General features: G+C 64.2%; 22 protein-coding genes. 5 read left to right on the forward strand and 17 right to left on the reverse strand.

The window, feature by feature from the left end; translation table 11 throughout:
- Nucleotides 1–219 precede the first annotated feature (219 nt).
- Nucleotides 220–675, forward strand: a complete 456-nt coding sequence (locus tag M2361_RS12675; RefSeq protein ID WP_259249414.1) for a GFA family protein — start codon at nt 220–222, stop codon at nt 673–675.
- A gap of 127 nt (nt 676–802) precedes the next feature.
- Here M2361_RS12675 and fba read toward each other — a convergent pair whose 3' ends face one another.
- From fba to M2361_RS12710, 7 genes are all read right to left on the reverse strand, one after another.
- Complete coding sequence (fba, locus tag M2361_RS12680; protein ID WP_050448830.1) at nt 803–1,867, reverse strand: class II fructose-bisphosphate aldolase; 1,065 nt, start codon at nt 1,865–1,867, stop codon at nt 803–805.
- Between the two features lie 236 nt (nt 1,868–2,103).
- A complete protein-coding gene (locus tag M2361_RS12685) occupies nt 2,104–3,543 on the reverse strand; it encodes an amidase (protein ID WP_259249417.1) in 1,440 nt (479 codons plus the stop codon).
- Nucleotides 3,536–5,179 carry an ABC transporter ATP-binding protein gene (locus M2361_RS12690; RefSeq protein ID WP_259249418.1) on the reverse strand — a complete coding sequence of 548 codons (1,644 nt, stop codon included), beginning with the start codon at nt 5,177–5,179 and terminating at the stop codon, nt 3,536–3,538. The genes M2361_RS12685 and M2361_RS12690 overlap by 8 nt, the downstream gene beginning before the upstream one ends.
- Nucleotides 5,176–6,018, reverse strand: a complete 843-nt coding sequence (locus M2361_RS12695; RefSeq protein ID WP_259249420.1) for an ABC transporter permease — start codon at nt 6,016–6,018, stop codon at nt 5,176–5,178. The genes M2361_RS12690 and M2361_RS12695 overlap by 4 nt, the downstream gene beginning before the upstream one ends.
- Nucleotides 6,015–6,992, reverse strand: a complete 978-nt coding sequence (locus M2361_RS12700) for an ABC transporter permease (protein ID WP_046804408.1) — start codon at nt 6,990–6,992, stop codon at nt 6,015–6,017. Before M2361_RS12700 ends, M2361_RS12695 begins: the two co-directional genes overlap by 4 nt.
- On the reverse strand, nt 6,989–8,593 hold the full coding sequence (locus M2361_RS12705; RefSeq protein ID WP_259249425.1) for an ABC transporter substrate-binding protein: 1,605 nt from the start codon (nt 8,591–8,593) through the stop codon (nt 6,989–6,991). Before M2361_RS12705 ends, M2361_RS12700 begins: the two co-directional genes overlap by 4 nt.
- A 60-nt stretch (nt 8,594–8,653) precedes the next feature.
- Nucleotides 8,654–9,982 carry an ArgE/DapE family deacylase gene (locus tag M2361_RS12710; RefSeq protein ID WP_259251471.1) on the reverse strand — a complete coding sequence of 443 codons (1,329 nt, stop codon included), beginning with the start codon at nt 9,980–9,982 and terminating at the stop codon, nt 8,654–8,656.
- A gap of 230 nt (nt 9,983–10,212) precedes the next feature.
- Between M2361_RS12710 and M2361_RS12715 the strand changes: the two genes are divergently transcribed.
- Nucleotides 10,213–10,986, forward strand: coding sequence for an IclR family transcriptional regulator (locus M2361_RS12715; RefSeq protein ID WP_046804494.1), 774 nt, complete (start codon nt 10,213–10,215; stop codon nt 10,984–10,986).
- Between the two features lie 52 nt (nt 10,987–11,038).
- Here M2361_RS12715 and M2361_RS12720 read toward each other — a convergent pair whose 3' ends face one another.
- Entirely contained in the window at nt 11,039–11,938 is a 900-nt protein-coding gene (locus tag M2361_RS12720) for an SMP-30/gluconolactonase/LRE family protein (RefSeq protein WP_259249428.1), read from the reverse strand.
- A gap of 308 nt (nt 11,939–12,246) precedes the next feature.
- Between M2361_RS12720 and M2361_RS12725 the strand changes: the two genes are divergently transcribed.
- Entirely contained in the window at nt 12,247–13,557 is a 1,311-nt protein-coding gene (locus M2361_RS12725) for a dicarboxylate/amino acid:cation symporter (RefSeq protein WP_259249430.1), read from the forward strand.
- Nucleotides 13,558–13,609: 52 nt separating this feature from the next.
- Here M2361_RS12725 and M2361_RS12730 read toward each other — a convergent pair whose 3' ends face one another.
- From M2361_RS12730 to phnG, 9 genes are all read right to left on the reverse strand, one after another.
- Nucleotides 13,610–14,044 (reverse strand): hypothetical protein, encoded by a 435-nt coding sequence (locus tag M2361_RS12730; protein WP_259249432.1) that lies wholly within the window; start codon nt 14,042–14,044, stop codon nt 13,610–13,612.
- 125 nt (nt 14,045–14,169) lie between these two features.
- Nucleotides 14,170–14,712 carry an MOSC domain-containing protein gene (locus tag M2361_RS12735; protein WP_259249434.1) on the reverse strand — a complete coding sequence of 181 codons (543 nt, stop codon included), beginning with the start codon at nt 14,710–14,712 and terminating at the stop codon, nt 14,170–14,172.
- Between the two features lie 31 nt (nt 14,713–14,743).
- A complete protein-coding gene (locus M2361_RS12740) occupies nt 14,744–15,943 on the reverse strand; it encodes an alpha-D-ribose 1-methylphosphonate 5-triphosphate diphosphatase (protein WP_259249436.1) in 1,200 nt (399 codons plus the stop codon).
- Entirely contained in the window at nt 15,925–16,683 is a 759-nt protein-coding gene (gene phnL / locus M2361_RS12745; RefSeq protein WP_259249438.1) for a phosphonate C-P lyase system protein PhnL, read from the reverse strand. The genes M2361_RS12740 and phnL overlap by 19 nt, the downstream gene beginning before the upstream one ends.
- A gap of 2 nt (nt 16,684–16,685) precedes the next feature.
- The gene (phnK, locus tag M2361_RS12750; protein ID WP_100854869.1) at nt 16,686–17,474 is read right to left on the reverse strand and encodes a phosphonate C-P lyase system protein PhnK; all 789 of its coding nucleotides are present in this window, start codon (nt 17,472–17,474) and stop codon (nt 16,686–16,688) included.
- Nucleotides 17,471–18,352: an alpha-D-ribose 1-methylphosphonate 5-phosphate C-P-lyase PhnJ gene (locus tag M2361_RS12755; RefSeq protein ID WP_259249440.1), complete on the reverse strand. Its 882-nt coding sequence runs from the start codon at nt 18,350–18,352 to the stop codon at nt 17,471–17,473. Before M2361_RS12755 ends, phnK begins: the two co-directional genes overlap by 4 nt.
- Nucleotides 18,349–19,512: a carbon-phosphorus lyase complex subunit PhnI gene (locus M2361_RS12760; RefSeq protein WP_259249443.1), complete on the reverse strand. Its 1,164-nt coding sequence runs from the start codon at nt 19,510–19,512 to the stop codon at nt 18,349–18,351. Before M2361_RS12760 ends, M2361_RS12755 begins: the two co-directional genes overlap by 4 nt.
- A gap of 1 nt (nt 19,513) precedes the next feature.
- On the reverse strand, nt 19,514–20,134 hold the full coding sequence (phnH, locus tag M2361_RS12765; protein WP_259249445.1) for a phosphonate C-P lyase system protein PhnH: 621 nt from the start codon (nt 20,132–20,134) through the stop codon (nt 19,514–19,516).
- Nucleotide 20,135: 1 nt separating this feature from the next.
- On the reverse strand, nt 20,136–20,615 hold the full coding sequence (gene phnG / locus M2361_RS12770) for a phosphonate C-P lyase system protein PhnG (RefSeq protein WP_259249447.1): 480 nt from the start codon (nt 20,613–20,615) through the stop codon (nt 20,136–20,138).
- Between the two features lie 184 nt (nt 20,616–20,799).
- On the opposite strand from phnG, the gene phnF reads away from it, so the two are divergent.
- Together phnF and M2361_RS12780 are read left to right on the forward strand one after the other, a co-directional pair.
- Nucleotides 20,800–21,522, forward strand: a complete 723-nt coding sequence (gene phnF, locus M2361_RS12775; protein WP_259249449.1) for a phosphonate metabolism transcriptional regulator PhnF — start codon at nt 20,800–20,802, stop codon at nt 21,520–21,522.
- Nucleotides 21,523–21,605: 83 nt separating this feature from the next.
- Entirely contained in the window at nt 21,606–22,799 is a 1,194-nt protein-coding gene (locus tag M2361_RS12780; RefSeq protein WP_259249451.1) for an alpha-D-ribose 1-methylphosphonate 5-triphosphate diphosphatase, read from the forward strand.
- The last annotated feature ends 2 nt before the right edge of the window (nt 22,800–22,801 follow it).

A 22,801-nucleotide genomic window follows, 5' to 3' on the forward strand; every position in this document is an offset into this window, starting at 1 on the left:
GAAGATTCCCGCCACGGGCGAGCGCCAGGGCGGGAAGTAGAACGAAATCGGAACCTGCGCAAAAGGCGGCATGGCCTCTGCAAGACGCATAGATTACTGCAAATAAGCCCGTCTTGCCGGGCGGCGGGGGCCGGGTTAGGCTCTGATTTCCGACTCACAATTCGCGCCGGCCGCCTTTGGGCGTCACGTCGCAGACCTTACGCCCGGAGACAAAGTCGTATGCAGGAAGCTTCCCTCAAACGCCCGCCCGCCGCCGACGCGCCGGTACACCTGACTGGCGGTTGCCAGTGCGGCGCGATCCGTTACGCCGTTACCGACGAGCCCATCACCGCCGCCACCTGTCATTGCCGCGACTGCCAATATTCCAGCGGCGGCGCCCCGGCCCATGCGTTGATCTTCCCCGCCGGCTCGGTGACGATGCTGCGCGGCCAGGCCAAGGAACACCGCTACAAGGGAGACTCCGGGCACACCGTCATGCGCAGCTTCTGCGCCGCCTGTGGCACGCCGCTGTTCGGCGGCTCGGAAGGCATGGGATACGAAGTGGTGCGCGCGGGCTCGCTAGACGACCCCGAAGCCTTTCACGTCAAGGCCAGCCTGTGGACGAGTTCGGCGCCGTCCTGGCACCACGTGGACCGCAGCGTGCCGCACTTCCCGCAAAACTCGCCGCCCGCCTGACGCGCGGGGCTGACGCGGCCAGCCGATACGCCCGTCTTGGCTGCCGGCCAAAACAAAGGGGTGGGTCCATGACGGACCCACCCCTTTTTGCTACCTCGGCGCCCCCCGAAGGCGGCGCTGGACAGGTTTACTGCACCACTTGCGACAGCTTGCCCGAGGCGTACTGCGCGGCGATTTCGGTCAGCGGCAGCGCCTTGATCTTGCTGGCGTTGCCGGCCGTGCCGAATTCCGTATAGCGAGCCACACAGATCGCCTTGGCGGCGGCGCGGGCAGGCTTCAGGTATTCGCGCGGGTCGAACTTTTCGGGGTTCTCGGCGAAGAAGCGGCGGATGGCGCCGGTCATGGCCAGACGAATATCGGTGTCGATATTGATCTTGCGCACGCCGTACTTGATGGCTTCCTGGATTTCCTCGACCGGCACGCCGTAGGTTTCCTTCATGTTGCCGCCGAATTCACGGATCTCGGCCAGCAGTTCCTGCGGCACGCTGGAGCTGCCGTGCATCACCAGGTGGGTGTTGGGCAGGCGGGCGTGGATTTCCTTGATGCGGGAAATCGACAGGATGTCGCCGGTGGGCTTGCGCGTGAACTTGTAGGCGCCGTGGCTGGTGCCGATGGCAATCGCCAGCGCGTCCAACTGGGTGCGGCGCACGAAGTCGGCGGCTTGTTCCGGATCGGTCAGCAGTTGATCCATGGTCAGCTTGCCGTCGGCGCCGTGGCCGTCTTCCTTGTCGCCTTCCATGGTTTCCAGGGAACCCAGGCAGCCGAGTTCGCCTTCAACCGTCACGCCCAGCTTGTGGGCGACGTCCACCACCTTCTTGGTGACTTCGACGTTGTAGTCGTAGTCGGCGATGGTCTTGCCGTCTTCTTTCAGCGAACCGTCCATCATCACGCTGGAGAAACCGAGGTCGATGGCGCCTTGGCAGACCTTGGGCGACTGGCCGTGATCCTGGTGCATGACGACGGGAATGTGCGGATAGGATTCCACCGCGGCCTGGATCAGGTGCTTCAGGAAGCCCTCGCCCGCGTATTTGCGTGCGCCGGCCGAAGCTTGCATGATCACCGGGCTATCGGTCTCCGCAGCGGCTTCCATGATGGCCTGGACCTGTTCCAGGTTATTGACGTTGAAAGCCGGAATGCCGTAGCCGTTCTCGGCGGCGTGGTCGAGCAACTGGCGCATGGAGACTAGGGCCATGAGTGGTCCTCCTATGAACTGTCTATGGAATGATGGTTGAAGCCTTGCTGAATGGCGTGATTTTACGGGGGAATCGCTGAAAGGTCTTGCAACCGCCGGTATCCGGTCCATTCAGCCGATGGCAAAGCGGCGCAAGCCGCGCGCAGGTCGTCCGGACGCATGAGGGACAAGGGGCGGCCAAAGCCGCCCCGACACGCGAAGTTTCACTTTCGGGGGCTGTTCCCCCGACTCCGTCCCTAGACAGGCTGCGGCACGGCGATGCGTCCCGCCCAGGGCTGGGCAGTTTCCAGTTGGGCCGACAAGGCCAGCACCACGGCTTCGTCGCCATAACGGCCCACCACCTGTACGCCCACCGGCAGACCCGCGTCAGTCCAGACCAGCGGCAAGCTGGCGGCCGGCTGGCCCGACGCATTGAACGCCAACGAGAACGTGCCGTAAGTGGCGACCTTGCGGCGGAAGTCCAGGAACGTGCCCTGGGCCGTGGACAATTCGCCCAACTTCAACGGCAGTTGCGTCAGCGAGGGCGACAGGATGGCGTCGTAGCCCTCCATATAGTTGTCAAGAATGCGGCCGATGGCATGGAAGCGGTTCACGCTGCCGATGTACTGCGCCGCCGGCAGCGACTTGCCGTATTCATAGCCTTGGCGCAGCACGGGTTCCAGGTCGTCGTCGGCCAAGGGCTGGCCGGTCAGGCCCAGCCGCGTGTCCACCGACAGCACGATGTTTCCGGCCAGCACATTGGCGTGGGCCTGCACGAAGGCGTCGTACTCGATGTCCGGTGGCGTGCCGTCCACGACCTCGTGGCCCAGCTCCCGGCATAGCGCCGCCGCGCGCTCGACAGCGGCAACGCATTCGGGCGCCACGGCCACGCCATTGAAGGCGCTGCGCCACACGACGATGCGCAGTTTGCGCGGGGGGGCAGACAACAGTTCCAGATAAGACCCCGGGGCGGCGGGCGCCGCATAGGGCGCGCCCGGCTCCGGGGCACACACGGCGTCCAGCGCGGCCGCCGTGTCGCGCACCGAGCGCGACAACACCCCATCCGTCGCCAGGCCGCCCCAGCCTTCGCCGCGCAACGGACCCATGGGCACGCGGCCCCGCGACACCTTCAACCCATACACGCCACAAGCAGCGGCCGGGATGCGGATGGAACCCCCGCCGTCGCTGCCATGCGCCAAGGGCACGATGCCTGCCGCCACCGCCGCCGCCGCGCCACCGCTGGACCCGCCCGTCGAGCGCGTCGGGTCCCAGGGGTTGCGGGTGGGGCCGCCGTTACGCGCCGCCTCGGTGGTGGGCGCCATGCAGAATTCGGGCACGGTGGTGCGGGCAAACGGGATCAGGCCGGCAGCTTCAAAGCGGTCGGCCAGGGTGGCGTTACGGGCATAGCGCGTATCGTTCAACAGGCGGGAACCCAGGCTGGACGGAAAGCGCGTGTGCGCCAGACCGGAATCCTTCAGCAGAAACGGGATCGCGCCGAACACGCCCCGGGCCTGCCAGGCGCGCGCCACGTCCAGCGATTCTTCATAGCGCTCGTAGCAGAGCGCATTCATGGCCGGCGCGCGTTCCCGCGCCAGCTTGATGGCGCAGGCCATCAGGTCTTCGGGGCTGACTTCGCGCCTTGCCAACAAGTCCGCCAGCGCCAGCCCGTCCAGCGCCTGATACTCGGTGTCACGCATACTGCTTGCTCCTTGAGGGGTCTGACAGCGCTTCCAGATCGGGTTTGTTCCAGGCCTTGCCCGGCACCGATTCGATCAGGCGGCGCGTGTATTCATGTTGTGGGTGGTAGAAAATCGTGGCCGCGCGTTCCAGCTCCACCAGTTGCCCCTGCCGCATGACGGCAATGCGGTCGCAGATCTGGGCCGCGACACGCAGATCGTGGGTGATGAACAGCACGGACAAATCGAACTGCCCGCTTACTGTCTTAAGCAGGTCCAGCACCTGCGCCTGGATGGACACGTCCAGCGCCGACACGGCTTCGTCCGCCACCAGCAGCCGGGGCTTCAAGGCCAGGGCGCGCGCGATGCCCACGCGCTGGCGCTGCCCACCGGAAAATTGGTGCGGATAGCGGTCGCCCGCGTCTCCGCCCAAGCCCACCAGTTCCAGCAATTCACGCGCATCGCGCAGCGCGGTCTTGCGGCTTGCGCCAAAGGCGATGGGGCCTTGCGCCACCGCCTCGATCACGCGGTGGCGCGGGTTCAGCGATGCGTAGGGGTCCTGGAACACCATCTGGATCTGGCGGCGATAGGGGCGGAAGTCGCGCGGCCTCATGCCGACGAGTTCCTGGCCCTCCATACGCACGCTGCCGCTGTCAGGCGAGATCAAGCCGATCAGCGTGCGGCCCAAGGTGGACTTGCCCGAGCCGGACTCGCCCACCAGGCCCAGCGTTTCGCCCTGCCGGATTTCCAGCGAGATATCGCGCAGTGCGTCGACCCGGCGCCCGCCGGTGGCGAAGGTCTTGCACAGCTTGTCCACCACCATCAGCGCGGGCGCCGCGCCGGCCTCTTCCTTGCCCTGGGGTTTGTGCGGCACGGCGGCGATCAACTGACGCGTATAGGGATGCTGCGGGCGGTTCAGGATGTCTTGGGCGGCGCCCGCCTCCACCACCGCGCCCTTGCGCATGACGACAATACGGTCGGCAATGTCGGCCACCACGCCAAAGTCGTGGGTGATGAAGATGACGCCGATGCCCATGCGCCGCTGGATGTCCTTGATCAGCCCGAGGATCTGCGCCTGCGTCGTGACATCCAGCGCGGTCGTGGGTTCATCCGCGATCAGCACGTCCGGCTCCAGGGCCAGCGCCATCGCGATCACCACGCGCTGCCGCTGCCCGCCCGACAACTGGAACGGAAAGGCGTCGATCATGGCGGCGGGATCCGGCAGCAGCACCTGTTCGAACAATTCCAGCACGCGCTGCTTGCGCGCCGAGGCGCTCAGCGTGGTGTGGCGTTCGAGCACTTCGTCCACCTGTCGGCCCACGCGCATGATGGGATTCAGCGCGGTCATGGGTTCCTGGAACACCATGCCGAACGACTTGCCGCGCAAGCCGTACCAGTCGGTGGCCGACAAGCCGACCAGGTCGCGCCCGCCGTACAGAATTTTCCCTTGCGTGATACTGAGTTGATCGTCCGGAAGCAGACCCATAATGGCGTGCGCCGTCACGGATTTTCCCGAACCCGATTCGCCGACCACGCACATGATTTCATTGCGGTTGACGGTGTACGACACGCCTTGCACGACCGTGGGTCCCCCATGGGCAGCGGTGACGCTAAGGTCGCGGATGTCAAGCAGCACGCTGTTCTGGTCGGCACTCATTGCGTTGCCCTCCTGCGGGCCAATTTGGGATTCAGGGCATCGTTGAGCGCTTCCCCGATCAGGTTCAGCGACAACACTGTCACCAAGATTGCCACGCCAGGGAACACGCTCATCCACCACGCATCCCGCAACACGCTGCGCGACATCCCGATGATGTAACCCCACGTTATGGCATTAGGGTCGCCCAGACCCAAGAAACTGAGGGCCGATTCCAGCAGGATTGCACTTGCGATCATCAGCGAGCCCGAAACAATCACGGGCGACAAACTGTTGGGTAGGATCTGCGTCAGAATAATGCGAATGTTGGACTGCCCTGCCAGCATCGCGGCTTGCACGAATTCGCGGTTCTTCAGGCTCATGAATTCCGCCCGTACCAACCGCGCGAGCGGCGGCCACGACACCACCGCAATCGCGAAGATCACAGTCGCCATATTGGGGATCAGAATGGCGACCAGCACCACCGCCAAGAAGAAGCTGGGAATGGTCTGGAACAGCTCGATAAAACCCACAATGGCTTGGTCCACGCGACCGCCATAAAAGCCGGCCAACGCCCCCACCGTGATGCCCACCAAGATGGACACAACGGTGGACACTGCAGCCAGTAGCAGGGTCACGCGGGACCCGTAAGCGATGCCAGTGGCAATATCGCGGCCCAAGGTATCAGTGCCCAGCAGCGCACCGTCGGACAGCGGCGGCATAAAGGGGCCGTTGACGATGTCCCACGGGCTGTCAGGAAAGATCCAACCAGCGGTAATGGCCATCAAGGTGACCAGCCCCAGCACGATCAGGCCGATGATGCCGCCCTTGTTGCGGCAGAAAGATTGTATGAACGCATTCATTTCAGTTCGATTCTGGGGTCCGCCACCGTGTAAAGAATGTCGGTGACAATGTTGACTACGACCACGATTAACGAGGCCACGAAAAACACGCCCAATAGCACGCTGTAGTCGCGCTGCACCAACGCGTCAAAGGCCAGTCGCCCGATACCAGGCCACGCGAACACCGTTTCGACCAATAGCGACCCGCCGATGAGCCCGCCCGCCTGAATACCCGCGTAGGTGATGACGGGCAGCAGCGCGTTGCGCAACACGTGCCGTACGATGACCGTGCGTTCTGACAAGCCCTTGGCGCGTGCTGTCTTGACGAAGTCAAGTTGGCTGATTTCGAGAATGGACGCGCGCGTTAGCCGGGCGTAGACGGCCATGTAAAACATGCCCAACGTCAACGCTGGCAGCAGCAAATGCTTGGCCACGTCGGCCATGCGCGCCATTCCCGTCAAGTCGGCACCGACACTTTCATAGCCGAAGGCGGGCAGCCACTCTAGATTGACCGAGAACAGCAGCACTAGCATCAGTCCCACCCAGAACAGCGGCGTGGCGTAAGCCAGCATGGACAGCGTGGTGATGACAGTGTCGCCCCATTTGCCCACCCGCAATGCGGCCTGTGTACCGAGGCTGATCCCGGCCAGCAACGCAAAGGCAAACGCCGACAACGTTAGCAACAGCGTCGCTGGCAGATGCTGCAAGATCAAGCTGGAAACAGACGCCTGTTGGCGGTAGGAATAGCCTAGATCAAACGTGGCGACGTTCTTCAGGTAATGTCCCAGTTGCACGGGGATGGGCTTGTCCAACCCGAACTCCTGACGCAGCTTTTCGATGAACTCGGCGTCCACCGCACCCGATTGCCCGGCAAGAATTTCAGCCGGATCACCCGGCGCCGCGCGAACCAGGAAGAAGTTAAAGAGCGCGATCATCAGCAGAACCAGGGCGCTCTTGACCACCCGATTCGCCAGGAATTTACTGACCGCCTTCATTCTTTGGACAGCCAAGTGTCGCTTTGCGTATCAACTACGCCAAGCGCGGTTGTCACCGCGTCATGCACGCGCTTGTTCAGCAGCGTGGAGGATTTGGTGTCGGCCAGCCACAGGACCGGCACGTCGTCTACCAGAATGCGTTGGACTTCGCTGTACAACTTCTGACGCTCTTCGTCGGTAGGGGCGGTGGCGGCGGCGTTGAAGAGTTCGTCGACCTTGGGGTTGTCGTACTGCGAGGTGTTGCTGAACATCAGCCCCTTCTTAATGTTGCTGCCCAGATAGGTGCGCGCCACGCCTATGGCCGGGTCGCCGTACTGAAACACGCCGTTGGCGGCCATATCGAAATCCCAGTTGCCCACGCGGCTGGTCCACCCGCCAACGTCGGTGCTTTCGATATTGACGGTCACGCCGATCTTGGACAGATTCTGCTTGATGTATTCCGCAGTGCGGCGTGGCGTTTCGCCGTAAGGCAGCGGTATCAGGCCGATGGTGGCGCGCACGCCCTTGGCGTCGGGCTTCAGACCCATTTCATCTAGCAACGCAATGGCTCGCTTCGGGTCGTACGGATACTTTTTGACGTTGGCGTCATAGAAACGCGTGTTGTGGTGAATGGGACCAGTGGCCACCGTACCCGACCCGAACATGATCTTGTCAACGATGAACTGACGGTTGATGCCATACATCAGCGCCTGACGGAATCGTTTGTCCGAGAAGGGATAACGGCTGCCGTTGAGCTCGAGCCAGTGCATGGTCGACCAATACTCATATCCCTTGTGGGTTTGATTAATGGTCGGCAGCTTGGCCACGCGCGCCACATCGACGGGCTCGATGTCTTGCTGCCATGCTTGCAGCACCGTGCCTTGTTCCAAAGCCACGCGACGCGAAGCCGAATCGGGAATCACGCGGTACGTGATGCCGTCCAGATAAGGCCGGCCTTCCTTCCAGTATTGCTCGTTCTTGACCAGTTCAATATATGACCCGCGTTCCCAGCGCTTGAACTTAAACGGGCCGGTACCGATCGGCGCGTTGTTGTTCGGATTCCGGCCAATTGGCGTGTCCACGTCGTACAGGTGCTTGGGCAGGATGGCGCCGCCGCCGATATCAAACGCGTACAGAAACGCCGAGTACGGCTGCTTTAATTTGAAAACGACCGTATGTGCGTCCGGTGCCGACACTTCTTGCACGTTGGCCATCAGCGTGCGTGTGCGTGGAGTGCTAGCCAGCACTTTGGTGTACGTAAACAGCACGTCGTCAGATGAGAACGGCTTACCGTCATGCCACTGCACCTTGGGCTGCAAGTGGAAGGTATAGGTCAGGCGGTCGGCGGACACGTCCCAAGACTTGGCCAGCCCAGGTTGCGGCTTCAGGTCGAAGGAATAGGTCAACAGGCTTTCGAAGATCTTGCCGGCAACCAATTGTGTACTCGCGACTTGCTGCACGGCCACGTTTAAAGTCGGCGGCTCGGGGCTCAGGATGGCGGTCAAGACGCCGCCATACTGGGGCGTTTCAGCCGCTTGCAAGACGGGAACAGACAGCGTTAACAGGCTCGCGGTGGCGAGGGTAATGCGCGCTAAGGCGCACCGGGCGACAGGGAACGTCATGGCAGGAATTCCGTATGAAATGGAAAGCGGCGGAAGACGGCGGCGGAAGGCCCGCCACCATCAGGCTGAGGTTTGCAGCGGCTCCACGCCGCACCAGTCGTGCATAAACAGCGCCAGCGATGTCGCGACGCGCACCATGCTGTCTACCGAGACGCATTCGTTGAAGCCGTGCACGTTCTGCACCTTTGGGCCGTAGCAGGTGACCGGCACGTCCATCATCAGGCGGAAGTGGCGACCGTCGGTGGTGGCGGTCATCGCAGTGGGCTGCGGCGCTTCTCCAGCGACGCGGCGGTGGGCGTCGGCCAGCAGTTGCATGGCAGGCACGTCTAGGTCGTACTCGCAGCCGGGAGCGTGGAAGCCCTCGTAGCGGATGTCGATGCGCACGTCGCTCTCCCTCAATGCGTCTTCAACGGCGCGAATACGCTTCTCGACCAACTCCTTGGCGGCGTCAATGCTCATGTCCGGGTAGCAAGCGATCCGCATGCCCAACGTGCAGACACTAGGCACCGACGAATTCCAGTCCCCGGCGTGGATTTGACCCAAATTGAAATTGATCGGGTGCGCGTGTTCTCGATAAGCCGGATGCCGGTTTTCCGGCATGTTCCATTCGTGCTCCACCTTTTTCATTTCGTCGACAATACGCAGGCCGATTTCGACAGGGTTGACGCCCGAGGTCATGTTGGCCGCGTGCGCCGGACGACCCACGACATCCACGTACATCCAGTACACGCCTAATTGCGCGCTCATCATGCGTTCGTTCGTGGGTTCGGGAATAACTACCGCGTCGAACGCGCTAAGTTTGGCCGCAGCGATGGCGCTTTGCAGCGCAGATACGGTGGCCAGCGTGCCGTTGCCGGTGTTTTCTTCTTCCAGCACGCCGTTAAAACCCACTGCGCCCGCAGGCTGCACGCCCAATTCCCGCAGGGCCTTGAAAGCGGCAAGCGCGCAGATGATCCCGGCCTTCATGTCGCCCGCGCCGCGGCCATACAGCCAGCCTTCCCGCACTTCGCCGCTGAATGGCTTCGGATCCCAAAGTTCTTGCGGGCCGGTCGGTACCACATCAAGGTGGCCGTTGAAGAGCACGGCGCGGCCACCGGCGCTGCGCGGCTCGTGGCGTGCCAACACGTTGTAGCGGCCACCGTCCGGGCAGCAGGCGGGGGAATACAGCGGCAGGTTCTTGAGCTCTTCGGTGCGCAGCGCTATCCGCTCGGAAACGAGGCCCAGGTCCGCCAGCGCGGATTCCAGGAATTCCGCTGCGGGCATCTCTTGACCGGGCAGGCTGCGGCATTGCACGAATCCGGCCAGCGTGTCGATCATGTATGGGCGAAGCCGGTTGACTGCTTCTGCGATACGGGCCAGATCCAGCCTGGCTGCTACGGCACTGCTCATTGCACTCTCCTTGTCCACCACGGACTAAATCGCCTCTTAAGTATCATTTATTGATACTTCGATATCTATATGTGGAATGATAGGGGCCGTACAATTGCGAGGCAAGACGGAAAGCATGGGTGATTTCCCTAGCCCGGAAGAAAGCGAATTACTTCTATAGCGCGTATCCACGTACGGATATCGCCCGCCGAACCAACAGCAAAGACAAGAAGAAACTGGAGTACATCAACATGGCGACAACCGAGACCCGGTTCAACCAATCCCTGGCTAAAGGCTTCGGCATCTTGGAGGCGTTCTCCAATCACCCCGGCCCGCTGAGCCTGAACGAACTCGCGCAGTTATCGGGCCTCGACCGCAGCTCGACCCAGCGCATGTTGCATACGCTTGTGGCCCTTGGGTATCTGGAGCGCGGTAGTAACCAGCGCGGTTATGTGCTGGGGAAGAAGATCCTGGACCGAACGTTTGATTTCCTGCGCGGGCACCCCCTGCTGGAGCGCGCGACCCCCATCCTTGAGCAACTGCAGCAGGAATGCGGCGAGCGCGTGGATCTGAGCCTGTTTGACGACCTGACCATCGTGTATGCGCTACGTCGCCAGACCAAGCGCCAGACCTTCTACGCCACCCTGGTGGGTCGGCGCATGCCCACGTTCTCGTCCTCAGGCGGTCGCGCCATCATGTCGCATCTGCCCGATGACGAAGTCGACGACATCCTGGCACGCAGCCACTTGCGCCCGCTGACGCCTAAGACCATCACCGACCCCGACCTGATCCGGCAGCGCGTGCGCGAAGCGCGGGTGCAGGGCTACGCCATCTGCCAGGAAGAAAGCATGGTGGGCGAGATCGTGCTGGGCAGCGCGGTCGTCGACCACACCGGCCGCCCGATTGGGGCCATACATATCGCCGGCCTGCTGGCCGAATGGACGCTGGATTCCTTCTCGCAGCGCTTCAGTTCATTGGCGATTTCCGCCGCGCGGGCGCTCAGCGGCCGCCCCAACCGCAACTGAATGGGACGTCAAGGATCCGTAGGGTCCTTGACGTGCGCCCTCTTCAACCGCATCAAGGCCGACCCGCGTGCGGCACGTCCACCCGGGTCGTCAGGATGCAGCCTTCGGGCTTGGCGCGACGGTTGGCCTCGATGAAATCCGGGGCGGCGGCCATGAATAGCGTGCAGCCGTCCGGCCCGCCCAGGGCCGCCGCGAAGATGCCGAATTCGCCGGTGTCGATCTGCTCCAGGATCTGGCCGCCGCGCGCCAGCCGCACGATCCGCTTGCCGATGGCGTCAGCCACCCATAGCGCGCCTTCCGCGTCCAGCGCCCCGCCGTCCGGGCCGATGGCCGATGCGGCGATCAGCACCGACAGGGCGTCGCTATCGGGCAATGGCCCGAAGTTGGCCCAGTCGCGGCGCGGGCCCAGCGCGCCCGTGGGCAGGATGTCGAATTCCGAGATCCGGTTGCCGAAGGTTTCGTTGACGATCAGCGTCTTGCCGTCCGGCGTGATGAACGAACCGTTGGGAAAGCACAGCCCTTCGGCCACTGCCTGCGCCACGCCGTCCGTGTCCACGCGCACCAGCGTCGTCGTCGCGACCGGCTCGCCGGCCATCAGGTCAAACCCGAAATTACCCACGTAGGCCCGGCCCTGGTCATCCACCACCATGTCGTTGATGGGGCCGCCCGTAAGCGCCGACAGGTCGGCATGCACGGCCAGGGTGCCGTCGGCCTCGCGGCGCAGCACCTTGCGGTCTTTCATGGATGAGATCAGCAGGCGCCCATCGGGCAGCCAGCCCAGGCCCGAGGGCTGCTCTGGCACTCGGCAGATCTGTTCGATCTTGCCGGCCAGGTCCACGGCGATGACCTGCTCGGTGTAGAAGTCTGACGCCCACAGGCGGTCCTCGTGCCACCGCAGGCCTTCCAGATAGGTGTATCCGGACGCCAGCACGGACAGTTCGCGTTTCGGCATTGCTTGGTCTCCTTTTATGTTCCCGGTCGGGGCCGGTTCTTTATGTTCCCGGTCGGGCCGGTTTTTATTGATACGCCGTTTGGCGGCGGGCCCATTCTGGCACGCCGGAAGGTGTTACTGATACGTCCCCAGCATGACAACTGCGTGTCAGGAGTGCAGCGTTAACATCGCGCCCCAAGGGAAAACCCGCAGTTTGCAGGGTGCCCTGGCATACCCGTCACCGGACCGCTTTCCCGCCCCGTGCCGGCGGGCGCAGCCCCATTCCCCGGGGTCTTGCAGCGGCGGGCTCCTCGTTTTCCGTTTTGATCATGAATACAAAGAAGCTGACGCGCGCCATCGGCATCGCCATGGTGTTGGGCGTCGTGGTGGGCTACCTCTGCAACAAGACCGCGCAGGACGCCACAGAGGCCGCGCACATTGCCTCGTACTTCAGTCTGGTCACGGATATTTTCCTGCGCATGATCAAGATGATCATTGCCCCGCTGGTGTTCGCCACCCTGGTATCGGGTCTGGCCAGCATGAGCGACGCCAACGCCGTGGGCCGCATCGGCTTGCGCGCCATGGTCTGGTTCATTGCTGCTTCCGCCGTATCGCTGCTGCTGGGCCTGCTGCTGGTCAATCTGTTCCAGCCGGGCGCGCACATGAATCTGGCGATACCCGACGCGGGCTTCACCTCGGGCTTGAAGACGGGCGACTTCACGCTCAAGGCCTTCATTGCGCACGTGTTCCCCAAGAGCATCGCCGAGGCCATGGCCAACAACGAGATCTTGCAGATCCTGGTGTTCTCGCTGTTCTTCGGAGCCGCGCTGTCATTCATACGCGGCAAGGGCCACAACACGATATACACGATGATCGACGAGCTGGCCAAGATCATGTTCCGCGTCACCGACTACGTGATGCGCTTTGCGCCGCTGGGCGTGTTTGCCGCCATGGCCGCCGCCATCACCACCGAAGGCCTGGGCGTGCTGGTCAGCTACGGCAAGTTGATCGGTGAGTTCTACCTGGGTCTGGCGCTGCTGTGGGCCATTCTGTTCGGCGTCGGTTATCTGTTTTTGGGCAAGTCCACGCGCCGCCTGGGCGGGCTGATCAAGGAACCGACCCTGCTGGCCTTTTCCACCGCCAGCAGCGAATCGGCCTACCCGAAAACCATTGAAGCACTGGAACGCTTTGGCGTGTCCAAGCGCATTTCGGGCTTTGTGTTGCCGCTGGGGTATTCGTTCAACCTGGATGGCTCGATGATGTACCAGTCGTTCGCGGTGCTGTTCATCGCGCAGGCCTACAACATCGAGATGAGCTTTGCTCAGCAACTGACCTTGCTGCTGGTGCTGATGGTGACCAGCAAGGGCATGGCGGGCGTGGCCCGCGCGTCGCTGGTGGTGGTGGCAGCGACGCTGCCGATGTTCCATTTGCCCGAGGCCGGCCTGCTGCTGATCATGGGCATCGACCAGTTCTTCGACATGGGTCGCACGGCGACGAACGTGGTGGGCAACAGCCTGGCCACCGCCGTTATCGCCAAGCTGGAAGATAAGCGGGAAGACAACCCCGGCGACGCGGCCGCCGATGCGCCGGCGCGGCCGGCAACCGGCACGCCAGCGGTCGTGCGCGAAAACCAGGGGTAGTCGATTGGGTGGGGTCGACTGAACCGGGGCGACCCGATTCAGTCGACTGTATTCAGTCGTTCACCGAGCAGGACACCGGCGTGCCGTCTTCGAATTCAACGTCGTAGGTGTGGACCGGGTCCCAGGGCAGCGTGAACCAGAGTTCGTAGCCGTCGCCGTCTTCGTCGAACAGCCACAAGGCGCGCAGCACGGCTTTTTCGGCCATGGCTTCGGCGGTTTCTTCCTGCAGCAACTGGTCGTCTTCCAGACCCAGCTTCTTGTAGTGCTCGTAGGAATAGTTATCCAGCAGGAACTCGGCCGCTGCCAGGATGTGATCGTCCAGATTGTCGATGATGGCCTTGACCACCTTGGACGCGCCGCTGTCGGGCTCTTCGCCATCTGTCTGGATCATGACGTGGATGGGGGGACGGCCATCGCCGACGGGCACGTTTTCGGCCGCCCACAGATCGGGTTCTTCGGGGTCTTGGTTGAAATTGAATCGTGCCATCGCGCGCTCCGGAAAATTGGATGACGAGCCGGAGAAGGGCCGGCTGCGCCTTAGGCCGTTACGCCCTTCGCCATTTAACCAGATGCCGGGCGACCCGTCTTTGACCCGCAACGATGTTTTTGCCCCTACACCCGTTCCAGCGGAAAATGCGGCAGTGCGGGAAGCTCGGCCCGGATGGCGTCGCCGGGGCTGACCGCCCCGCCCTCCACCACGATCCCCATGACGCCGGCGCGGCGTTGCAGGCTGCCGTCGGGGTTGCGGCCCAGCACGGCGCCTGTCAAGCCCTTCTGATACTGGTCCAACTGCACGCAGGGGTTGCGCAGCCCGGTGATCTCGACCACCGCGTCGGCGCCGATGCGCAGGCGCGCGCCACGCGGCAAGGCCAGTAGATCGATACCCCGGGTGGTGATGTTTTCGCCCATCGTGCCTTCGGCGACGTTGAAACCGGCCAGTTGCAGCTCGTCATGCAGCTCGGCCTGAATCAAATGCACCTGGCGCAGGTTCGGCTGCGTGGGGTCGGCGCGCACGCGCGAGCGATGCTTGACGGTCACCCCCTGATGCGCGTCACCCTCCACCCCCAGCCCGCGCAACAACATGATCGTGGGCACTACAGGCTTGCTGAACGTGTGCGTGGCGCTGAGCGCAACGGCAATCACGATCGGATTCATCGCGGTTCTCCTGGAAGACATCGCCAGCGGCTCAGGCCGCCGCCCGTTGAGGCTGGGGCGCCGCCGCCACGTGGGTACGCGACGGCTGATAGTGCGTGGAGAATACCAGCCGGCCGGCCGACCAAGTGTGACTGATCAATGGCAAGGCGCCCACCTGCGCCACCGCCACCAGATCGGCCCGCAGGCCCACGGCGATGCGGCCCCGGTCCGACAGGCCGCAGGCATCCGCGGGGTTCGCCGTCACCAGCGCAATCGCCTGCGGCCAGCTCAGGTCGGTCTGCGCCGCCACCGCGTAGGCCGCGGCGATCAGCGTGGACGGCTGGTAGTCCGAACACAGGCAACTGGCCACGCCCGCGCGGATGGCGTCGATGGCCCGCATCGACCCGCTTTGGCTTTGGCCACGCAGCACGTTCGGCGCGCCCAGAATGGTGGGCAGGCCGCAAGACACCGCCGCGCGGGCGGTATCCAGCGTGATCGGAAATTCGCTCATTGCCACGCCCAGGTTGCGCATGGTGGCAATGCGTTGAACGGAGTCGTCGTCATGGCTGGCGGTGGGGATGCCCAGGGACTTCGCGTGCGCCAACAGCGTCTCTACCCGCGTCACCGCGCCATCTTTCGCGCGCGTCTTGGCGTGGGCGGCTTCTTCGGCCTGTTCCCGGCTCATTGCGTGGTTGCCCATCATGTATTGCAGATAGGACTCCAGCGTTTTGAACTGGCCCTGCCCCGGCGAATGATCCATGACGGACAACAGGTCCACCGCGCCCTCTTCCATCAGCGCGCGCAGCACCGGCACCGAGGTGTCGTCGGTGACTTCGTAGCGGCAATGCACGCGGTTATCCACCAGGCTGTGCGGGCGGAATGCGCGCAGCGTGCGCACCACTTCGGCCGCCGTCTGGTTGTTGCGCACCCCTAAATCCTTGTTCGCGAACGACAGCGCATGGTAGGGCGTGGTGATGCCGGCCGCGGCATTGCGGCGGTCGACCTGGGCCACGGCGAAGTCCAGGGGAAACAGCACGCGCGAGCGGGGCTCGGCTTCTTTTTCGATGGCGTCGCAATGCAGGTCGATCAGCCCGGGCAACAAGGTCTGGCCCTGTAGATCGACCACGCGATCCGCGCGCGCGCCGTCGGGCTCGATGGCGACGATGCGGCCGTCATCGATCAGCACCGCGCTGTTGTCCAGCACGCGATCGGGCAGCACCACGCGGGCGTGGGTCAGATAGGTGCTTTGCATGATTCCTCCGGTTGGGTCGACTCTGCCGTCTCAGCCGGCTCGGCCAACGCCGGCCGCAGCGCCAACGTTTTCGTGGCGACGGCGTCACGTACCTCGGCATCGTGAAAAATGCCCAGCAGGCAGCGGCCCGCCGCCAGGGCTTCGTGGATCAGCGCGATCACCACGCGGCGGTTGTCGGCGTCCAGCGATGCCGTGGGTTCATCCAGCAGCAAGATGGGATGGCGCGCGATGAAGCCACGCGCGATGTTCACACGCTGCTGCTCGCCGCCCGAAAACGTGGCGGGCGCCAGGCCCCACAGGCGCGGCGGCACGTTCAGGCGTTGCAACAAGGCGCCGGCCTGATCACGCGCGTCGTCTGCATCCACGCCCGCCATGCGCAGCGGCTCGGCCACCACATCCAGCGCGGACACGCGCGGAATCACCCGCAGGAACTGGCTGACATAACCGATGACGTCGCGGCGCAAGGCCAGAATGCGTTGTTCGGGCGCGCCCACCAGCTCGACCCATTCGTCGTTTGCGCGCACACGGATGCTGCCTTCGGTGGCCAGATAGTTGCCGTACAGGCAGCGCAGCAAGGTGCTTTTACCGGTGCCTGACGGGCCGGCCAACACCAGGCAATCGCCCGCGGCAGCATCGAAGTCCACCGCGTCCAGCACGGGCAGGCGGATGCCGCCCTGGTTATGCAGGGTGAACATCTTTCCGAGGCCCCGCACCTCGATCATGGGAGTAGTTGCGCGCATGTTCAGCTCTGCAAAATGGAAGACACCAGCAACTGGGTGTAGGGGTGTTGGGGGTCGTCAAGAATCTGGTCGGTCAGCCCGCTTTCGACCACCACGCCGCCGCGCATCACCAGCGTGCGATGCGCCAGCAGGCGTGCCACCGCCAGATCGTGCGTGACCACGATGGCGGCCAGGCCCAGGTCCGTGACCAACTGGCGCAGCAGGTCCAACAAGCGCGCCTGCACCGACACATCCAGCGACGCGGTCGGTTCGTCCATGAACACCAGGCGCGGATGCGTGACCAGATTGCGCGCGATCTGCAAGCGCTGCTGCATGCCGCCGGAAAACGACACCGGCGTATCGTCCAGGCGGCCCGCGTCGATCTCCATCTTTTGCAGCCAGTTGCCCGCCACGGCGCGCAGGTCACCGTAATGTCGGTCGCCCACGGCCATCAGTCGCTCGGCGATGTTGGCGCCCGCGCTGACCTGCATGCGCAGGCCGTCGCGCGCGTTCTGCCGCACAAAGCCCCAGTCGGTGCGCGACAACAGGCGCAGCCGCGCGCCGGGCAGCGCGGCCAGGTCGATGAAGCCCTGGTCTCGCGTGTCGTACCAGACGCTGCCGGCGTCTGGCTGGGTTTGGTATGACACGGCCGACAGCAAGGTGCTCTTGCCCGAGCCGGACTCACCGACCACGCACAGGACTTCGCCGGGAAACAGGTCAAAGCTGACGTCGCGGCAGCCATGCACGCCGTCCCAGGTGCGCGTCATGTTGCGCACGGAAAGCAAGGGTTGCGGGTGGGGTTGGGGGTTCATGCCGTGGCCTCGTCGTTGCGTTGTTGCGCTTGGCGGTGGTTGCAGTATTCCGTGTCTGAACACACGAAGCGGCGCGTGCCCGCGTCGTCCAGGATGATTTCATCCAGATAACTGTCGCGCGATCCGCACAGGTCGCAGCATTCGGTCCAGGTTTCCACGGTGAAGGGGTGATCGTCGAAGTCCAGGCTTTTGACGCGGGTGTACGGCGGCACGGCATAGACGCGCTTTTCGCGGCCGGCGCCGAACAGCATCAGCGCGGGGTTGCCGTCCAGCTTGGGGTTGTCGAACTTCGGGATGGGCGACGGGCGCATCATGTAGCGGTCGTTCACGATGACGGGGTAGTCGTAGGTGGTGGCGATGTGGCCGTGCTGCGCGATGTCTTCGTACAGCTTGACGTGCATGCCGCCGTATTCGGCCAGCGCGTGCATCGTGCGCGTTTCGGTTTCACTGGGTTCAAGCCAGCGCAACGGTTCCGGAATCGGCACCTGGTAGACCATCACCTGCCCTTCGCGCAGCGGCGTTTCAGGAATGCGATGGCGCGTCTGCACAATGGTGGCGTCCGGCGTGGATTCCGTCGTGGCCACGCCCGTGACGCGGCCAAAGAAACGGCGGATGTTGATGGCGTTGGTGGTGTCGTCCGAGCCTTGGTCGATGACCTTCAGCACATCGTCCTGGCCGATGATGGCCGCCGTCACCTGGATGCCGCCCGTGCCCCAGCCATAAGGCAGCGGCATCTCGCGGCTGCCGAACGGCACCTGGTAGCCGGGTATGGCCACCGCCTTGAGCAGCGCGCGGCGCAGCATGCGCTTGGTGGATTCGTCGAGATACGCAAAGTTGTAGTGGTCGTCGCGTTCGACCGTGGCGTGTTGGGCGCTCATTGGGAAACAGCCTCGTCGATCAGATCGTTGGGAGCGGCTTGGACGGTGGGTTGCAACGCGGCTTGGGTTGTGTCAAGCGGCTCGGCTTTTTTCGCAGCCCCGTCCGAGCGCAAGCGGCGCAGCAATTCCAGGTTCGCCTGGAAGTCCACGTAATGCGGCAGCTTCAAGTGCTGCACAAAGCCGGACGCCTCGACGTTGTCGCTGTGATACAGCACGAACTCGTGGTCGTTGGCGGGCGAATCGGCGCGTTCGCCCAGGTCCTTGGCCTTCAACGCGCGGTCCACCAGCGCCATCGACATGGCTTTGCGTTCGCCGTAACCGAAGGTCAGGCCGTAGCCGCGCGTGAACTTCGGGCCGGCTTCGGCGTTGCCCGCGAACTGGCTCACCATCTGGCATTCGGTGATTTCAATTTCGCCCACCGTGACGGCAAAGCCCAGCTCTTCGATGTGCATCTCCACTTCCAGCGTGCCGTAGCGGATCTCGGCCGCGAACGGATGGGTGTTGCCGTAGCCGCGCTGCGTGGAATAGCCCATGGACAACAAGAATCCTTCGTCGGCGCGCGCCAGGTTCTGCAGGCGGGCCGCGCGCGAGGCCGGAAAGTCCAGCGGCTGGCGCGTCAGGTCAAAGGGTTCGGGGTCGCCTTCGGGCACGGGTTTGGCGTCGATCAATTCATCGTGCGCCAACAGATCCGTCACGCGCGGCATGGCGCTGTCCAGCGCCTCACCGCCGGCGGGCAGCGCGTCGGCCTCGCGCTGCGCTTCCAGCGTGAAATCCAGCAAGCGTTGCGTGTAGTCGTAGGTGGGGCCCAGGATCTGGCCGCCCGGCACGTCCTTGAAGGTGGACGAGATACGGCGCTGCAAGCGCATGGCGCCCGTGTCGATCGGCTGCGTGTAGCCATAGCGCGACAAGGTCGTGCGATAGGCGCGCAGCAGGAACACCGCTTCGATCACATCACCCGCCGCCTGCTTGAGCGCCAGCGAGGCCAGTTGCGGGTCGTAGAGCGAACCCTCGGCCATCACGCGCGACACCGCCAGCGGCATCTGTTCGCGAATCTGGTCCAGGCTTAGCTCGGGCACCGCGCGGTCGCCGCGCCGGTAGGCGTCCAGCATGCGGTAGGAATTCAGGATGGCGCGTTCGCCCCCTTTGACGGCTACGTACATGTCAGTTCTCCACCCGCGTCGTGCGCGGCAGTCCACACATCCGCCGGTCTTGCGTCAGGAACACGTCGACGCCAAGCGGAAACAGTTGATGGTTCAGGCGCCAGTCGCGCCAGAAGCCCTCGGGCAGGCCCGTCACCGACAGCGCTTGCCGCGTCTGGATACCCGGGCCGGTCAGGCTGACCGCGTGGCCGTCGGCAAGCGAGCCCACTTCAAGCAGCAAGGTCGTAGACAAGTCCGGATACGCCGGGTCGCCCGGATGGCAGGCGGACAGCGCGGGTGCATCGCAACCCATCGGCACGGCGGCAAAGCGCGCCAGCGACGGCGATGGCACGATGGGGCAGCCGCAATGAAAGCGCAGGAAGGCCAGCGCGTCGGCGCTCACTTCCGGGGGCAACCACAAGGGCGTATCGCCGTCCACCAACGTCAGCAGCAGCGCCGTCATGGCCGGCGACAAGCCGGTGGGCACGCCGCATTGGGCAGTGATTTCTTCCACGCGCCCGGGATGCGCCAGGGCTTTAAGCGCGGCGCGAAAGGTGGTTTGCGCATCGTTGACCGGGTCGGAAAACCCCGGGATGAGGCCGCCGCGCGCGGCGGGCAACGTGGTGCTTGTCTGTGCTTGCATGTCAGTCCTCGCCCCGCACCATCGTGAAGAATTCAACCTTGGTCTGCGCCGCGACACGCGCCTGGGCGTCGACCTTATCGGCATGCTGGCGCGCCAGCGGCCGGATCAATTGCGCTTGCACGGTGTCGTGCCATTCCGGCAATTGCAGCAGCGCGTCAGCCACTGCGGCCTGTTCGGCATGGCGCAGGGAACGCCCTTGCACGTAGGCCACGCCCACCACGCCCGCGCCGGCTGTGTCCAGCGTCACCGCGCAGCGTGTCACGGTCATTTCGCCAAGGTTGAAACGCGCGCCGGTACCGCCGCTGCGCGCCCGCACCATGGCCATACCGGTTTGGGCCGGCCGCAGCATCTGGTGCTGGGGCACGCCATCCAAGCCACTGAATGCCCCTTCCAAGGCGGCCGGGTCCGCCAGGGACAACACGCGCATCCAGGCGGCGCGCCGGGTGTCGGGCGCTTGCTGCCCCGCTTGTGAGTGATCCATAATTTCCTCTACACGTCTAGACGACTGGATGAAGTATGATCGCTTGGAAATTGAAGTTCAACAGGCTGGCGTGAATTTTTGATGACAGTTGCGGTGCGTGTGCGGCGCCTATCCGGCGCGGCCCGCATCGGGCACAATCACAGCCATTCTTCATGAAGCTGATATGACAGCACGAGCAGACCCCATGGTTGAAAGAGGTTCCGGCATCGCCGTCTGGCGGCAAATTGGTGAGTCCCTGGCGGACGATATCCGCAACAAGCTCTATCTGGCGGGCGAGCAGTTGCCCTCCGAACCCGAGCTGGCCGCCAAGTTTTCGGTCAACCGCCACACCATCCGGCGCGCCATGGGCGAGCTGGAGCAAAGTGGGCTGGTCCGCATCGAACAAGGCCGTGGCACATTCGTGCAAGAGCACGCCATTGACTACGCCATCGGCAAGCGCACGCGCTTTTCCGAAAACCTGCGCAGCCAGGGCATGCTGGGCCACCAGGAAGTCCTGGGCAGCCAAACCTTGCGCGCGGCCGATATCGCCAAGCACCTGGGGCTGACCCGCACGGCCCCGCTATTGCGCGTGCAAATCGTGGGCAAGGCGGAAAACCGCCCCATCAGCGCCTCTGAGCACTTTCTTGACGAAAAGCGGTTTCCGGATTTTGCCGACCGCCTGACCGCGTTGCGCTCGGTGTCCAAGGTGTACGCGCACTACGGCATTGGCGACTACACGCGCAAATGGTCGCGCATTACCGCCGCGCTGCCCACGCCGGAAGTCGCGCGGTTGCTGGGCCAGCCCAAGACCCGGCCCATTTTGCAGATCGAGGCCTTGAACGTGGATCAGGATGGCGCCCCGTTGCAATACAGCATCACCCGCTTTGTGGGCGATCTGGTGCAACTGATGGTGGCGGACGACAGTTAAGCGGTACGGCCCTTCCCCGGGCCGAAAAGCGATTTAACTCATCTAGACATCTGGTTGTCATGCAAAATCGATAACGTCACACCATGAACTCACACGCCCCTTCGCCCTTGGCCGGTGTTACAGGCCAACGCATCCTGACGCCGCGTGGCGTCGAACAAGCCAGCCTGCGCTTTCAGGGCGGACTCATCGACGACGGCGGCGGCTCGCCCGCGCGTGGCGCGCCCTGGTTCGACGCCGGCCAACTGCTGGTGCTGCCCGGCATCGTGGACCTGCACGGCGACGCCTTCGAACGCGCCATCATGCCGCGCCCCAGTGTCACCTTCCCGTATGACAGCGCCTTGTTCGACGTAGACCGCCAATTGCTCGCCAATGGCATCACCACCGAATTCCATGGGGTGACCTTGTCCTGGGAAGGCGGGCTGCGCGGCGAGGCCTATGCCGAACGCATGTTCGATGCGCTGGAGCGCATGCAGCCGATGATGGGCGCGCGGCACTATGTGCATCTGCGCTTTGAAACGCACCATGTGGGCGGCGTAGAGCTTGCCCAGCAGTGGATCCGCGACGGCCGTGTGCGCTTTCTGGCGCTGAACGACCACTTGCCCGGCATGGCCCGCCGCCTGGGCGACGACCGCAAGCTGATGCAGTACGCCAACCGCGCGGAATGCGATCTGGACACCTTCCAGCAACGCATCCGCGCCGCCATGTCGGCGGCGGATTCCGTGGCCGACGCCATGCGCGAACTGACGCTGTGCGCGCAAGCGGCCGGCTTGAAGGTCGCCTCGCATGATGACCCCGACGCCGCCACGCGCCGCTACTACCATCAACTGGGCTGCGGCGTGGCCGAGTTTCCGCTGACCCGCGACGCCGCCTGCGTGGCGCGCGAACTGGGCAACTCCGTGGTCTTCGGCGCGCCCAACGTGGTGCGCGGCGGCAGCCATACCGGCGCGCCCAGCGCCACCGAGATGGTGCAGGCTGGCCTGTGCGACATCCTGACGTCCGACTACTACTACCCGGCGCCGCTGGCGGCCGTGATGCGCCTGGTGCAAGACGGCGTGCTGCCGCTGGCGCAGGCCTGGAACCTGGTGTCGATGAACCCCGCGCGTGCCGCCGGCTTGAAAGACCGTGGCGCGCTGGCGCCGGGCCTGATCGCCGACGCCATCGTGGTGGACGACAACGTGCCGGGCTTGCCGCGCGTGGTGGCGGCCATTGTGGGCGGCGAGCTGCGCTACGCCACGCGCGTGTTCGGCGACGGCCACAGCCAACGCATGGCGGCTTGATC

It is taken from the genome of Achromobacter sp. JUb104, assembly GCF_024806975.1.
GTDB classification, from domain to species: domain Bacteria; phylum Pseudomonadota; class Gammaproteobacteria; order Burkholderiales; family Burkholderiaceae_B; genus Achromobacter; species Achromobacter spanius.

Excerpts from the sequence above, each read along its gene's own strand:
- M2361_RS12675 (WP_259249414.1), top strand. The coding sequence starts at position 220 with ATGCAGGAAGCTTCCCTCAAACGCCCGCCCGCCGCCGACGCGCCGGTA.
- fba (WP_050448830.1), bottom strand. The coding sequence starts at position 1,867 with ATGGCCCTAGTCTCCATGCGCCAGTTGCTCGACCACGCCGCCGAGAAC.
- M2361_RS12685 (WP_259249417.1), bottom strand. The coding sequence starts at position 3,543 with ATGCGTGACACCGAGTATCAGGCGCTGGACGGGCTGGCGCTGGCGGAC.
- M2361_RS12690 (WP_259249418.1), bottom strand. The coding sequence starts at position 5,179 with ATGAGTGCCGACCAGAACAGCGTGCTGCTTGACATCCGCGACCTTAGC.
- M2361_RS12695 (WP_259249420.1), bottom strand. The coding sequence starts at position 6,018 with ATGAATGCGTTCATACAATCTTTCTGCCGCAACAAGGGCGGCATCATC.
- M2361_RS12700 (WP_046804408.1), bottom strand. The coding sequence starts at position 6,992 with ATGAAGGCGGTCAGTAAATTCCTGGCGAATCGGGTGGTCAAGAGCGCC.
- M2361_RS12705 (WP_259249425.1), bottom strand. The coding sequence starts at position 8,593 with ATGACGTTCCCTGTCGCCCGGTGCGCCTTAGCGCGCATTACCCTCGCC.
- M2361_RS12710 (WP_259251471.1), bottom strand. The coding sequence starts at position 9,982 with ATGAGCAGTGCCGTAGCAGCCAGGCTGGATCTGGCCCGTATCGCAGAA.
- M2361_RS12715 (WP_046804494.1), top strand. The coding sequence starts at position 10,213 with ATGGCGACAACCGAGACCCGGTTCAACCAATCCCTGGCTAAAGGCTTC.
- M2361_RS12720 (WP_259249428.1), bottom strand. The coding sequence starts at position 11,938 with ATGCCGAAACGCGAACTGTCCGTGCTGGCGTCCGGATACACCTATCTG.
- M2361_RS12725 (WP_259249430.1), top strand. The coding sequence starts at position 12,247 with ATGAATACAAAGAAGCTGACGCGCGCCATCGGCATCGCCATGGTGTTG.
- M2361_RS12730 (WP_259249432.1), bottom strand. The coding sequence starts at position 14,044 with ATGGCACGATTCAATTTCAACCAAGACCCCGAAGAACCCGATCTGTGG.
- M2361_RS12735 (WP_259249434.1), bottom strand. The coding sequence starts at position 14,712 with ATGAATCCGATCGTGATTGCCGTTGCGCTCAGCGCCACGCACACGTTC.
- M2361_RS12740 (WP_259249436.1), bottom strand. The coding sequence starts at position 15,943 with ATGCAAAGCACCTATCTGACCCACGCCCGCGTGGTGCTGCCCGATCGC.
- phnL (WP_259249438.1), bottom strand. The coding sequence starts at position 16,683 with ATGCGCGCAACTACTCCCATGATCGAGGTGCGGGGCCTCGGAAAGATG.
- phnK (WP_100854869.1), bottom strand. The coding sequence starts at position 17,474 with ATGAACCCCCAACCCCACCCGCAACCCTTGCTTTCCGTGCGCAACATG.
- M2361_RS12755 (WP_259249440.1), bottom strand. The coding sequence starts at position 18,352 with ATGAGCGCCCAACACGCCACGGTCGAACGCGACGACCACTACAACTTT.
- M2361_RS12760 (WP_259249443.1), bottom strand. The coding sequence starts at position 19,512 with ATGTACGTAGCCGTCAAAGGGGGCGAACGCGCCATCCTGAATTCCTAC.
- phnH (WP_259249445.1), bottom strand. The coding sequence starts at position 20,134 with ATGCAAGCACAGACAAGCACCACGTTGCCCGCCGCGCGCGGCGGCCTC.
- phnG (WP_259249447.1), bottom strand. The coding sequence starts at position 20,615 with ATGGATCACTCACAAGCGGGGCAGCAAGCGCCCGACACCCGGCGCGCC.
- phnF (WP_259249449.1), top strand. The coding sequence starts at position 20,800 with ATGGTTGAAAGAGGTTCCGGCATCGCCGTCTGGCGGCAAATTGGTGAG.
- M2361_RS12780 (WP_259249451.1), top strand. The coding sequence starts at position 21,606 with ATGAACTCACACGCCCCTTCGCCCTTGGCCGGTGTTACAGGCCAACGC.